The organism is Aeromicrobium sp. Root344, from assembly GCF_001425755.1.
In the GTDB taxonomy this organism is placed as follows: domain Bacteria; phylum Actinomycetota; class Actinomycetes; order Propionibacteriales; family Nocardioidaceae; genus Aeromicrobium.
The window spans coordinates 791,105-803,858 of sequence record NZ_LMDH01000001.1 but is presented as its reverse complement, the minus strand read 5'-3'; the positions used below and the strand labels follow the sequence as shown (position 1 = coordinate 803,858).

Genomic DNA, 12,754 nt, shown 5'->3' with positions numbered 1-12,754 from the left:
GATGAGAGAGCGCCGTGGGACAGTCAGCCGTGGGAGTCATGAAGCGACGCGACTATCGACGGGGTGGTTCGCTCACCGAGGTCGGCCTGGGAGGCGCGCAGTTCGGCAACCTCTTCGTGGAGACGACAGACGAGGAGTCCGAGGCTGCGGTGGACGCCGCCTGGGCGGCGGGCGTCCGCTACTTCGACACCGCGCCGCACTACGGTCTCGGCCTGTCCGAGCAGCGATTCGGCCGTGCCCTGGCACGCCGGCCCCGTGACGAGTTCGTGATCTCCAGCAAGGTCGGACGGCTGCTCGTCGACTCGCCGGAGACGACAGAGCAGCAGGACGACGACGGCTTCGTCGTCCCGGCGGCGACCAAGAGGGTCTTCGACTTCACCCGGGACGGCGTGTTGAAGTCGGTCGAGTCCAGCCTCGAGCGGCTTGGACTCGACCGACTCGACATCGCCTACCTGCACGACCCGGACGACCACTGGGAGGCGGCGTCGACGACGGGCGTCGAGGCGTTGGTCGAGCTCCGCGACCAGGGCGTCGTCGGCGCGATCGGCGCGGGTATGAACCAGTCCGCGATGCTCGCCGAGTTCGTCCGGCGCACCGATGTCGACATCGTGATGGTCGCCGGGCGCTACACCCTGCTCGACCAGTCGGCCGCCGACGACCTCCTGCCGCTGGCAGCCGATCGCGAGGTCACCGTGGTTGCCGCAGGGGTCTACAACTCGGGCATCCTCAGCACGTCCTCGGTGCCGGACAGTGCGCACTTCGACTACCGGGAGGCACCCGAGGCGGTCCTCTCCAGGGCCCGCCGGATCCAGGCCGTCTGCGAACGTTTCGGCGTCGACCTGCCGGCCGCGGCAGTCCAGTTCGCGCTCCGACGCCCCGAGGTCGCGTCGGTGGTGCTCGGCATCCGTACGGTGGCGCATGCGACCTCCTCGGTCGAGCGGGCAACCGTGCCGATTCCGGAGGAGTTCTGGGCCGCGCTGACCGACGAGGGGCTGGTGCGGGGATGACCTCCCGGCGCGCCGTGCCCCGCCCCGTCACACGCAATGGCACCAGTGGCGAGATGATAGGACGTATGAGGTCATGTGGGCTCGGATGAGATCTCGCACCACATCAGGAACCGCCCCAACGAAATGGAGCCAGCGCGCATGAGTGGTCGAGGCCAGATCAAGGATCTGCAGGCGCCCGAGACCCGGGAGCGGCCGTCGGACATGCTGATGCGCGCGATCGTCGACTCGATCGTCGCCGGTCGGTACGAAGCCGAGCAGGCGCTCCCCCCGGAGGCCGCGCTGGCGGAGCACTTCGGCGTGAGCCGCACGATCGTTCGCGAGTCGATGAAACGACTCGAGGAGAAGGGCCTCGTCGCGGTTCAGCAGGGCCGTGGCACTCTCGTCCGGCCGCACTCGAGCTGGAACGTCCTCGATCCGATCGTGCTGAGCGCGGTCATCGCCCACGACGAGGAGCTGCACACCCTCGACGAGCTCACGCTGGTGCGCGGCACGCTGGAAGGCGTGATGGCGGCCCAGGCGGCGGAGCGCGCCGGCGAAGAGGGTCGCTCGGAGCTCGGTGCCGCCCTCGACCGGATGATCTCGTTGACCGGTGACTATGCCCAGTTCAGCGAGGCCGACGCCGTCTTCCACCGCACCGTGATGGACATGTCGGAGAACTTCTTGGCAAGCAACATCGCCTACACGCTCTACAGTCGCGCCCGCTCGTTCGCGCGGTTCGAGGGTGACCCGCCCTCCGACGCGATCGACCGCACAGTGGCCGAGCACCGAGCCGTCTACGAGGCCATTGCCGCGGGCAACGTCGCGGATGCGCAGCGCGCGATGACCGCGCACATCGTGGACTCCTGGGAGCGACGCAACCCCGCTCGCAAGTCCTGATCCCCGCGCGACCCTCAAGAAAAGTGACCCCGTTCACACGAAACCCTTGCGCAAACATCACACGTATGATGTGCTATCTCCGCTGCCGACCACGGCAGACCTGTGACAGTGGAGGAACTGAATGAACCGCATCCAACCCCGCCGCCTGGTTCGGCAGATCGGCCTTCTCGGCGTCCTGAGCGTGACCGCCGTGGCCGTCCTCTCGGGATGCTCGAGCAACGGCAGTGACAGCTCGGACGGAGGTCGCGGATTCTCCGAGGCCAAGCAGGACAAGAACAGCACCATCACCGTGTGGGTCGACGCGACACGTGTCCCGGCGGTGAAGGCGTTCCAGAAGGCGAACCCGTCGATCAAGGTCAAGACCGTCACGTACGACGGCTCGGCCAACGGGTCCAACTCGTTCAAGACGAAGATGTCGCTCTATGACCGCGCCGGCAAGGGCTGGCCCGACGTCGTCTTCTCCTCGCAGAACAACGACGCGTCGTGGGCCACGCAGGGCGTTGCCGGCAAGCAGCCGTTCGCCGCGCGCCTCGACAAGGGCCTGATCCCGGCGGGAACCCTGTCGGGCTTCGCCAAGGGCGCGCTCAACCCGTGCACCGTCGACGGCGGTGTCTACTGCCTCCGCAACGACCTGGCGCAGACCGTCCTCTGGTACGACAACTCGCTGTTGAAGAAGTTCGGCTATGCCGTGCCCAAGACGTGGGAGGAGTACCAGGCGCTCGGCGAGAAGGTCGCCAAGGAGCACCCCGGCTACATCGTCGGCTCGGTCGGCGACACGTGGACGCCCGAGGTGTTCATGTGGTCGAGCAAGTGCCAGGCCAACGACGTGACCGACATCCGCAAGGTGACGGTCAAGACCGACTCCACGGAGTGCAAGCGCGCGGCGTCCATGCTCGACACCTTGGTGGCCGACAAGTCGTTGACCAAGCTGAGCGTCTTCACCCCTGACTTCGTGAAGACCTACACCGGCAAGGTCCTGCTGATGCCCGGACCGGCGTGGTTCGCCGGTGCGATCTTCAACAACAAGGAGTCGCTCAACGTCCCCAAGGGTCGCCTGGGTGTCTCGGCTCCACTGGCGTGGGACGGTGACTCCGCCGTGGCGGGCAACGTCGGTGGCGGCACGTGGTTCATCTCGAGCCACTCCAAGAACCTCGCCAATGCCGCCAAGTTCGCCGAGTTCGTCACGACGGACGATGCGTACCAGGTGGATCTCGGCCCCGGTTATCCCGCGTACGCGGCAGCAGCCGACAAGTGGGTCAAGAAGCAGGAGTCCTCGGGCTACTACGCGACCGACCTCTCGGGATTGACCGCAGCGGCCGGCCTCGTGTGGGACGGCTGGGGATTCCCGTCCTTCAGCCAGGAGGCGATCTGGGCCAAGACCATCACGCCGCTGGTGTCCTCGGGCAAGTCGATCGAGGACAATCTTGGGACCTGGGCCACGGCCATCAAGAACCAGGCGAAGGTCAACGGTTACCAGGTCAATGAGTGACCTGACCACCACGCAGTCGGCCGGCTCGGAGACCCCGAGCCGGTCGGCGGCCGCGGCACATCACCCAGCTCCGAAGGAGGCCGTGCGGATGAACAAGACCCGCAAGGGCCGCCGACGCTCGATCGGCGCCGTGTTCGTGGCGCCGTACGCCGTGTTCATGCTGGCGTTCGGCGTCATGCCGGCGCTCTACGCGATCTACCTGTCGGTGACGGACGTCGACGGCGGTTTCACCCCGACGGCCAACTTCTCGAAGGTCATCGACGACTTCAGGTTCTTCTCCGCGGCGCGTCACGTCGCGTTCTTCCTCGGGATCTGGCTCGCCGCACTGCTCGTGCTGGTCGTGTTCCTGGCGATCGTCGTGCACGCCATCCGGGCGCGTTGGCTGAGTGCCAGCGCCCGCCTGTTCTTCTACCTGCCGGGAGCCTTGGCAGGCGCCTCGAGCGTGATGCTCTGGCTGTTCGTCCTCGACCCGGTGGCCAGCCCCGCGGGTCCGCTGCTGCGAGCCATGGGCATGGACAGCTTCACCAACGTCATCCAGCCCAGCCACCTCCCGCTGATCTTCGCCATCATCGCGTTCTGGACGGGTGCGGGCGGCTGGATCATCGTGATGTACGGCGCGCTCAACAACATCTCGACCGAGATCATGGAGGCCGCCCGCATCGATGGCGCCAACCCGGTCCAGGTCGCGATCCACATCCAGCTGCCGCTGCTGCGCAAGTGGATCGCCTACATGGCGGTCCTGTCGCTCGCGGCCGGCACGCAGCTGTTCGTCGAGCCGTCCCTGCTGTCGCAGGCGAGCAATGCGGTCGTCCCCAACGACTACTCGCTCAACCAGCTCGCCTATCAGTACGCGTTCGACCTGAACGACTTCAACGGCTCCGCGGCGATCTCCGTGCTGCTTCTCATCGTCGCCCTGGTGCTGTCCGCCGTGTTCGTCACCAAGGGTGGCCTGTTCGAGACCGAGGACGTATGAGTACGACACTGGCAGCCCGCGACGCCCGCGTCGACCGCGCGCGCGTGACCTCGAGGCTCACCGGCTGGAGTGGCCGGTCGATCATCGGACTCGTCCTCGTCGTGGCGACGCTGTTCTTCATCATCCCGCTCGCCTGGCTGCTGATCGCGACGACCAAGACCGAGCACGAGCTCGCAGTCCGTACGCCGTTCGCGATCGGGTCGTGGGACACGTTCACGACCAACGTGCGGCAGCTGTTCGACTTCCAGTCCGGTGCCGTCGTGCAGTGGATCCGCAACTCGGCCTACTACTCGATCGCAGCGCTCGTCATCACGCTGGTGATCTCGGTGCCGGCGGGCTACGCGCTCGCCCTGACCGAGTTCCGGTTCAGGCGGATCTTGATGGTGACCACGCTCGTCGTCATGCTGATGCCCAACACGGCACTCGTGCTGCCGGTGTTCCTCGAGATGAACAAGGTCGGCCTGGTCGGCCAGCCGCTGTCGGTGATCCTGCCGTTCTCGTTCTATCCCTTCGGCGTCTACCTGACCTACATCTACTTCTCGACGAGCATCCCGCGGAACCTGCTGGCTGCTGCACGTCTCGACGGCTGCAGCGAGGTGCAGGTCTTCATCCGCATCGCGCTGCCGCTGGCCTCGCCGGTCGTGGCCCTCGTGGCGTTCTTCAGCTTCGTGCAGAACTGGAACAACTACTTCCTGCCCTTCGTCATGTTGCCGTCGAGCGACAGCTATCCCATGCAGGTCGGGCTCTCGACGCTGCTGTCGTCGACGCCGGCGTTCAACCCGAGTGCGGCCGGGTCGGAGTCGATGCACCTGCCGACGCTCGCGCTCGCGACGATCGTGTCGATGCTGCCGGTCCTGATCCTGTTCCTGTTCTCGCAGCGCTTCCTCGTGGCGGGCATGACGGCCGGGGGAGTCAAGGAATGAAGATCACCGGCTACCGCGAGCTCTTCACCCAGCACGAGTGGCACCGCCCGGTGGGCGACGTCAACGGCGTGAGCGTGGGGACCCGCACCGACGTGCACGTCCTGATCATCACGACCGACGAGGGCTACGAAGGCATCAGTGTCGGTCCGTCGAGCCGTGGTGACCTCGCTCGGGTCTTCCCCGCGATCGAGGGCGAGGACCCGCGCAGCGTCACGGCGCTGTACGACCGCATGCTGTCCTACGTCTTCAAGACCGGACACACCGGCAGTGTCTTCGCGTCGATCGGCGCGATCGACGATGCGCTCTGGGACCTCAAGGCCAAGATGGCGGGCGAGCCCCTGTGGAGGATGCTCGGAGGACGCACGCGGTTCGTGCCCGGATATGCCTCCGGCCTCGAGTTCGGTCTCTCCGACGACGAGGTGCACACGCTCTATCAGCAGTTCGCCGACGCCGGCTTCGCCCAGGCCAAGCTCAAGGGTGGCCGCAACGCCGATGACGACATCCGCCGCCTGCGTCTCGTGCGCGACGTGCTGACCCGCAACTCCACGCAGCCGGCCATGATGTTCGACGCCAACGAGTCGTGGCACCGGTCTCAGGCCGTGCGCCACATCCAGCGGATCGAGGCCGAGGTCGACCTGACCTGGATCGAGGAGCCCGTACGTCGCTGGGACGCCCACGGGCTGGCGGAGGTGCGTCGCAGCGTCAAGACGGGGGTCGCAACCGGTGAGAACCTGACCGGGCTCGAGCAGTACCGCCCGCTGTTCGACGCCGATGCTGTCGACGTCGTGCAGTTCAACAGCGGATGGGGGATCACGAACGCGCTGCGAGTCGCGGCGGTGGCGCATGCGCACGACCTGCCGGTCAGCCCGATCGGGTTCACCTCGATCATCGCCCACGCTGCGAGCACGATGCCGAACCACCTGACGACCGAGGTCCAGGACCTCGGGCAGCCCATCGGGGTGCACATCGACCAGGAGATCGGCGACGGCGGCATCGTGCTGGGCAGCTCGCCCGGCGCGGGCATCACGCTCGACGAGGCGATGATCGAGCAGCTGCCGGTCGGGCAGGGCTGGGCCACGCCCGCCGGGCCGCACGTACGCCCCGAACGCGCCGGGCTGCGGATGGTGCCAGGAGATCCCGGCGACCCGGGCCGGCTCGGAGCATGAGGGAGCCGTTGCGGGTCTGCCAGACGACGCAGCTGCGACCCGGCATGCGCGAGCGCTACCTCGAGCTGCACTCCGCCGTCTGGGACAGCGTGGAGGCCGGGATCCGCGCTGCGCACATCGAGAACTACTCGATCTTCGTGCGCGGTGACACGCTCGTCGCCTACTTCGAGTACGTCGGCGACGACCTGGCCGCCGACCTCGGGGTGCTGGACGACGACCCCGACATGCAGCGATGGCTCGGGCTGACCGACCCGTGCCAGCTGGACCCCGAGCCGGGGCAACCCGGTGGACCGTGGCGCGACCTCACCCTGGCCTGGCGCCTCTCGGAGGGCTAGCCGAGCTCGATGCCGTACGTCGTGGCGGCGTTGTCCCGGAGCACGAGCGCCAGCTCGGTCTCCGACAGCCCGTACGAGGTGGCGACGTGGTCGAACCACGCTTCGTACGGCTCGCCGTCGCGCCGTGACACCGGCCAGTCGCTGCCGACCAGGCAGCGCTCAGGGCCGAACGCCTCGAGGGCTGCGGCCACGAAGGGCTGGGCGCGGTCGAACGTACGAGCCGGATCAGCCGCGGATCCCTGCCCCGAGAGCTTGATGACGGTGTTCGGCTCGCCCGCGAGGGCCGACAGGTCGTCGAGCCACTGTCGTGCAGTCGTGCTGCCCCACGCCTCGTCGATGTCCGGCTTGCCGAGGTGGTCGAGGACCACGGTGACCGCGGGCGCGCGCCGCCTCAGGCGTACCAGCGCGGGGAGCTGATGGGCGCGGACGCATGCGTCGAACGCCAGCCCAGCTGCGCCGACCGCCGCCAGACCGGCCGCGACAGACGGGTCGTCGAAGAAGGCGGCCGGCTCGTCCTGCAGCAGTCGGCGCACGCCGGTGACCTTGTCATTGGCGCCCAACACGTCGAGGTCCGCGGCCACTTCGGTGCCCTTCTCGATCGGGAGGAAGGCCACGACCGCCGCGATGGCGGGGCCGCCGGCATGCAGCTGTGCGGCCCAGGCTGCTTCCGCCGGAGCCTCCTCGGGACGCCGATCGGCTTCGACGAACACCGCTCCCAGCACGCCCGCGCTCTGATCTGCCACGTCGTCCGGCGTGAACCGCTCGGGGAACGGCGTCCCGTGGAGCCAGTCGTAGGAGAAGAGGCGTCGATCCCAGCAATGCAGGTGCGTGTCGAGGTAGGTGACCACAGCATCGAGACTAGACATTGGATGTTTGATCCGTCAAGATACCGAGATGCCGCTCGTTCGAGTGGTCATGAGATGCCAAAGATCGAATGTCTGTGAAGGATTCTGATGAAGCTTGCCCGCCTCGGCCCCTTGGGCAGCGAGACCCCTGTCGTCCAGGTCGACGACCGCATCCTCGACCTCTCGTCGATCACGGATGACATCGACGAGGCGTTCTGGGCCTCGGACGGAGTGGCCAGGGCGCGCGCAGCAATCGCCGCTGACACCCTGCCGGCCCTCCCGGACGCCGAGACGCTCCGCGTGGGCGCGCCCATCGGCAAGCCCGGCACGATCGTCTGCATCGGGATGAACTATGCCGCGCACGCCGCGGAGTCCGGCTCGGAGCCGCCCAGCGTTCCCGTGCTGTTCTTCAAGGCCGCCAACACGATCGCCGGACCGAACGACGCCGTGACGATCCCGCGCGGCAGCACGAAGACCGACTGGGAGGTCGAGCTCGGAGTCGTGATCGGGCGTCGCGCCTCCTACCTCGACTCGGTCGACCAGAGCCTCGACCACGTCGCTGGATTCGTCGTGGCCAACGACCTGTCGGAGCGGGCGTTCCAGCTCGAGGAGTCCGGTGGGCAGTGGAGCAAGGGCAAGATCGCGCCCGGCTTCAGCCCCCTCGGTCCGTGGGTGGTCACCCCCGACGAGGTCGATCACGCGAACCTGCGGCTCCGCAGCTGGGTCAACGGTGAGCCGCGACAGGACTCGACGACGGCCGACCTGATCTTCGACGTGGCGCACATCATCCACCACCTGAGCCAGTACATGGTGCTCGATCCGGGTGACGTGGTGCTGACCGGTACGCCCGAGGGAGTCGCGTTGTCGGGCCGGTTTCCCTACCTGCAGCCGGGCGACGTCGTCGAGCTCGAGATCGACGGACTCGGCCGGCAGCGCCAAGAGGTCGTCGCCCACGAGGCGACGCGATGAGCGCCCGGGAGCTCGACGGCCTGGTCGCCGTCGTCACGGGCGGCGCCAGCGGCATCGGCGCCGCCATCGCGTCGGAGCTGCGGGACCGGGGAGCGTCGGTCGCGGTCCTCGACCGGGAACCGAGCACCGCGCCCGAGGGCACCCTCGCCGTCGAGGCGGATGTCGCCCTGGACGACAGCGTCCGCGCCGCGATCGAGACCGTCGTGGGCACGCTCGGACGTATCGACATCGTCGTCAACAACGCCGGCATCAGCGCCAAGGGCACGGTCGAGGACAACTCCGACGCCGAGTGGCAGCGCGTGCACGACGTCAACGTCCTCGGGGTCGTCCGCACCAGCCGCGCGGCACTCCCGCACCTGCGGCAGTCGCCGAGCCCGGCGATCGTCAACGTCTCGTCGATCGCGGCGACCGCGGGACTGCCGGAACGGGCGCTCTACTCCGCGACCAAGGGTGCCGTCCACGCCCTCACGCTCGCGATGGCCGCTGACCACGTACGGGAGGGCATCCGGGTCAACAGCGTCAATCCCGGAACCGTCGAGACCGCCTTCGTGACCGGACTGCTGGAGCAGGCCGCCGATCCCGTGGCCGAACGCGCGGCCATGACGGCTCGTCAGCCGCACGGCCGCCTCGTCAGCCCCGAGGAGGTCGCGCACGCCGTGGCATACCTCGCCAGCCCGCTCGCCACCTCGACGACGGGAGCCTCGCTCGCGGTCGACGGGGGCATGGCAGGCTTGCGAACCCGACCGTCCAGCTGAGGTCGTCCCGGCGGCGCGAGAACGGAGTGAGATGGCACTGACCGACGACGCGATCTCGAAGATCAAGGCCATGATCCTCGACGGCCGACTCAGGCCCGGTGATCGGCTGCCTCGGGAGTCCGACCTCGCCGAGCAGCTCGGCATCTCCCGCGGATCGTTGCGCGAGGCGGTCAGGGCGCTGTCGATGATCCGCATCCTCGACGTACGCCGCGGCGACGGCACGTACGTGACGAGCCTCGAGCCGGAGCTGTTGCTCGAGACGCTGACGTTCGTCATCGACTTCCACCAGGACTCGGACATCCTCGACCTGTTCGAGGTGCGCCGCGCTCTGGAGCCGTTGGCCGCCGAGAAGGCGGCGCGGCTGATGACTGCCGACGACGCCGCCGACCTGCTCACGCTCGTGGACTCGGTCGGCATCGACGACTCGGTGGAGGCGTGGGTCGACAACGACATGGAGTTCCACCACCGCATCGCGCTTGCTGCTGACAATGGCGTGCTGTGCCTGCTCGCCGACAGCGTTGCCGCCCGGACCCATCAGGCGCGGGTGTGGCGCGGGGTGACCCAGCAGGACTCGTTCGAGCAGACACGGCGTGAGCACCGGGCGATCGCCCTCGCCATCGCGGAGGGCCGGCCGAGCGTCGCTGCGGCCCACGCGCTGGCCCACGTCGCCGGGATCGAGGACTGGCTGCGTCGCAGCCTCGGCGGCGCGGGGTCCTGATCAGCGAGTGGGAGGTGTCGACTCGGCTGGGAGCCAGTGCAGTGGCGACGACGGCATCCCGCTGACGCCACGTGCGCTCGGCTTGACCGCGAGGATCTGGTCGACACCCATGCGGTTCTCCTCGAAGGCCAGCGCGCCGCCGGTCAGGTAGAGCCGCCACACGCGGGCGTACTCCTCGCCGATCGTCTTCACGGCGCGGTCCCAGCTGTCCTCGAGGTTGGCCGCCCACGCGGCCACGGTCTGCGGATAGTGCTCACGCATCGCCTGGACGTCACGGATCTCGAGTCCGGCCGCCGCGATCAGCCCGAGCGTCTTGGGCAGGGGCTTCATGTGCATGTCCGGAGCGATGTACGTCTCGATGAACGGGCCCCCGCCGGGGCGATCGCCCGGTGCGTCGTTGCTGCGGGACATCTGCTGGATGAGGACCCGACCGCCCGGCTTGAGGTAGCGGTGGATCGACTCGGTGAACACGACGTACTCCGCATCGCCGACGTGCTCACCCATCTCGATCGAGGCGATCGCGTCGATCTCGGCATCGCGCACGCCGGACGCCTCGAGGTCGCGGAAGTGCCGAAGGCTCACCTGGACGCGGTCCTGGAGTCCGCGCTCGGCGGCCCGATCCATCACGTAGTCGCGCTGCTCGACGGACAGCGTCACGCCCGTGACGTGGACGCCGTAGTGCTCGGCGGCGAACAAGGTCAGCGAGCCCCAGCCCGATCCGATGTCGACCATCTGCATGCCGGGCTGCAGGCCGAGCTTGCGGCAGACCAGGTGGAGCTTGGCGGTCTGCGCCTCCTCGAGCGTCAGCTCCGGAGTGGCGTGGAAACCGCTCGAATAGGCCATGTTGCGGTCGAGGATCAGCTCGTAGAAGTCGTTGGACAGGTCGTAGTGGTGGGAGATCGCGGCGAGATCGCGTTCCTTGCTGTGCAGCGCACCTGTCAGGACCGACTCGGCTGCGGGCCGTGGTGGGCGTCGTCCGAGCGCGCCCAGGCGCACGGCGAGCGCCGCGGCGTGGGCGACCTGGCGGGGACGCAGGCGCGGGCGGCCAGCCGCTCCGTCGGCGGCGCGGGCATCTCGCACCGCATCCCAGACCGCCCGCAGGGCCTCGCCGAGATCACCCTCGACGTCGAGGTCTCCCTGCACGTACGCGCGAGCGAGGCCGAGCTCACCCGGGCTCCACAGCACGTGCCGTAGCGCTCGCCGGTTGCGGATCACGACGACGGGAGCCTCGGGCGGGCCGGCCTCGCTGCCGTCCCACGTACGCAGGCGGATCGGCAGGGACAGTCCGATGGTGTCCTCGACCAGGTGCAGGAGGGCGGACGCCTGGCTCATATCGCGATCGTCACGATCGGAGCCGTGGTGGGCTGCTTCGAACCACCCTCGGGCTCGACGGTGATGGCCACGGAGTCCGCTCCGCCGGCACCGTGCATGATCATGGTGCCGCTGCGCGTGAACGTCCCTTGGGACTTCGGGCCCGCCCCGTTGACCATCCAGACCTGGTAGACCTTGTGGCCCTTGAGCCGGGCGAGGTCGTTGGCCACGATGACCGCTGAGTCCTTGGCCGGCGAGGCGACCAGGCGGACGTTGCCGCCCGTGGAGAACGTCTTGGACGTGGTGGCTGCGTCAGGCGCGGCGAGGACGGACGTGATGGTCGTGCTGCGGGCGTCGGCCTCGTGCGCGTTGTCGCGTTCGATCGCGTAGCCCCCGACGCCGATGGTGCCGACGAGGAACGCCGCTGCGGCGGCCAGCCGGGGGATGGCGGACCGGAGGCTGCGCCGTGCGGCGATCGCGGTCACCACCGGGCGGTCCTGAGGAGTCCTCGCGATCTCGGACAGCACGTGGGAACGCATCGTCGCCGGCGGCGTCAGAGCAACAGCGTCACCGAGCCGTGCCGCCGTGGCCCGGAAGCCCGCCAGCTCGGACTGGCACGCCGAGCACTGCTCGAGGTGCGTCTCGAAGCGCGCGGCCTCGGGCGGCTCGAGAGCGTCGAGCGAGTACGGAGCCAGGAGGGTGTGCAGGTCGGTTGTCATGCTTCGATTCCCATGCAGTCGCGCAGGCGGACGATGCCGTCGCGTATTCGAGTCTTGATCGTGGCCGGGTTGACGTTGAGCGCCTCGGCGACCTCGGCGTACGTGTAGCCCTGGTAGTAGGCGAGGTTGACCGCCTCGCGTTGCAGGTCGGTCAGCCCGGCCAGGCAGCGGCGCACCTGCTCGTGCTCGAGGCTGAGGGTCACCGACTCCTCGACCTCGTCGAACTCGGGCCCGTTGCTGGAGATGTACTTCCTGTCGCGGTTGCTGGCCGCCTGGTCATGGCGGACGGCGTCGACGGCTCGGCGATGGGCCATCGTCAGGACCCAGCCCTTGGCACTGCCGCGTTCGGCGTCGAACCGGGCCGCGGTCTTCCACAGCTGGATGAAGACCTCCTGGGAGATCTCCTCGGCGCGCGACGGGTCTCGGACGACGCGCCGGGCCATGCCGTAGACCGCGGGGCTCAGCTCGTCGTACAGGACGGCGAACGCGGATTCGTCACCACGGCCCGTGCGAACCAGGAGATCGCCGAGGTCGACGGCCGTCCCAGGCGTGATGGGGCTGGAGCTCGCGAGCTGCAGATGAGCGGCGTTCGCTCCCATGTCGTTCTCCCGTTGTCGGTGGTTGCTATGAGTGATTCGTTGCCACGGCGTTCGCGGATGGGCCTCGGG

14 protein-coding genes are annotated in these 12,754 nt (G+C 68.5%); 10 read left to right on the top strand and 4 right to left on the bottom strand.

Going from position 1 to position 12,754, the window contains the following annotated elements; translation table 11 throughout:
- Window positions 1–38: 38 nt before the first annotated feature.
- The 7 genes from ASC61_RS04000 (at window position 39) to ASC61_RS03970 (ending at window position 6,769) form a co-directional block, all read left to right on the top strand.
- On the top strand, window positions 39–1,007 hold the full coding sequence (locus ASC61_RS04000) for an aldo/keto reductase (protein WP_056209651.1): 969 nt from the start codon (window positions 39–41) through the stop codon (window positions 1,005–1,007).
- Between the two features lie 138 nt (window positions 1,008–1,145).
- The gene (locus ASC61_RS03995) at window positions 1,146–1,883 is read left to right on the top strand and encodes a FadR/GntR family transcriptional regulator (RefSeq protein ID WP_162243637.1); all 738 of its coding nucleotides are present in this window, start codon (window positions 1,146–1,148) and stop codon (window positions 1,881–1,883) included.
- A gap of 121 nt (window positions 1,884–2,004) precedes the next feature.
- On the top strand, window positions 2,005–3,372 hold the full coding sequence (locus ASC61_RS03990; protein WP_056209646.1) for an ABC transporter substrate-binding protein: 1,368 nt from the start codon (window positions 2,005–2,007) through the stop codon (window positions 3,370–3,372).
- Window positions 3,365–4,345 carry a carbohydrate ABC transporter permease gene (locus ASC61_RS03985; RefSeq protein ID WP_200935387.1) on the top strand — a complete coding sequence of 327 codons (981 nt, stop codon included), beginning with the start codon at window positions 3,365–3,367 and terminating at the stop codon, window positions 4,343–4,345. Before ASC61_RS03990 ends, ASC61_RS03985 begins: the two co-directional genes overlap by 8 nt.
- The gene (locus tag ASC61_RS03980) at window positions 4,342–5,268 is read left to right on the top strand and encodes a carbohydrate ABC transporter permease (RefSeq protein WP_056209642.1); all 927 of its coding nucleotides are present in this window, start codon (window positions 4,342–4,344) and stop codon (window positions 5,266–5,268) included. Before ASC61_RS03985 ends, ASC61_RS03980 begins: the two co-directional genes overlap by 4 nt.
- Complete coding sequence (locus ASC61_RS03975) at window positions 5,265–6,434, top strand: mandelate racemase/muconate lactonizing enzyme family protein (protein ID WP_056209639.1); 1,170 nt, start codon at window positions 5,265–5,267, stop codon at window positions 6,432–6,434. Before ASC61_RS03980 ends, ASC61_RS03975 begins: the two co-directional genes overlap by 4 nt.
- Window positions 6,431–6,769, top strand: a complete 339-nt coding sequence (locus ASC61_RS03970) for an L-rhamnose mutarotase (RefSeq protein ID WP_056209637.1) — start codon at window positions 6,431–6,433, stop codon at window positions 6,767–6,769. Before ASC61_RS03975 ends, ASC61_RS03970 begins: the two co-directional genes overlap by 4 nt.
- Here ASC61_RS03970 and ASC61_RS03965 read toward each other — a convergent pair.
- On the bottom strand, window positions 6,766–7,617 hold the full coding sequence (locus tag ASC61_RS03965) for an amidohydrolase family protein (protein ID WP_056209634.1): 852 nt from the start codon (window positions 7,615–7,617) through the stop codon (window positions 6,766–6,768). The two genes, ASC61_RS03970 and ASC61_RS03965, sit on opposite strands and share 4 nt — an antisense overlap.
- Window positions 7,618–7,722: 105 nt before the next feature.
- Between ASC61_RS03965 and ASC61_RS03960 the strand changes: the two genes are divergently transcribed.
- From ASC61_RS03960 to ASC61_RS03950, 3 genes are read left to right on the top strand one after another with little or no spacing between them, the layout of a single operon-like run.
- The gene (locus tag ASC61_RS03960) at window positions 7,723–8,583 is read left to right on the top strand and encodes a fumarylacetoacetate hydrolase family protein (protein WP_056209631.1); all 861 of its coding nucleotides are present in this window, start codon (window positions 7,723–7,725) and stop codon (window positions 8,581–8,583) included.
- On the top strand, window positions 8,580–9,338 hold the full coding sequence (locus tag ASC61_RS03955) for an SDR family NAD(P)-dependent oxidoreductase (protein ID WP_056209628.1): 759 nt from the start codon (window positions 8,580–8,582) through the stop codon (window positions 9,336–9,338). Before ASC61_RS03960 ends, ASC61_RS03955 begins: the two co-directional genes overlap by 4 nt.
- A gap of 31 nt (window positions 9,339–9,369) precedes the next feature.
- A complete protein-coding gene (locus tag ASC61_RS03950; protein ID WP_056209626.1) occupies window positions 9,370–10,056 on the top strand; it encodes a FadR/GntR family transcriptional regulator in 687 nt (228 codons plus the stop codon).
- On the opposite strand, the gene ASC61_RS03945 is transcribed toward ASC61_RS03950, so the two are convergent.
- The 3 genes from ASC61_RS03945 to sigK are packed head-to-tail and all read right to left on the bottom strand — an operon-like array spanning window position 10,057 to window position 12,685.
- The gene (locus tag ASC61_RS03945) at window positions 10,057–11,388 is read right to left on the bottom strand and encodes an SAM-dependent methyltransferase (RefSeq protein ID WP_056209623.1); all 1,332 of its coding nucleotides are present in this window, start codon (window positions 11,386–11,388) and stop codon (window positions 10,057–10,059) included.
- Window positions 11,385–12,086, bottom strand: coding sequence for an anti-sigma factor (locus ASC61_RS03940; RefSeq protein WP_056209621.1), 702 nt, complete (start codon window positions 12,084–12,086; stop codon window positions 11,385–11,387). The genes ASC61_RS03945 and ASC61_RS03940 overlap by 4 nt, the downstream gene beginning before the upstream one ends.
- The gene (gene sigK, locus ASC61_RS03935; RefSeq protein ID WP_082530442.1) at window positions 12,083–12,685 is read right to left on the bottom strand and encodes an ECF RNA polymerase sigma factor SigK; all 603 of its coding nucleotides are present in this window, start codon (window positions 12,683–12,685) and stop codon (window positions 12,083–12,085) included. Before sigK ends, ASC61_RS03940 begins: the two co-directional genes overlap by 4 nt.
- Between the last annotated feature and the right edge of the window lie 69 nt (window positions 12,686–12,754).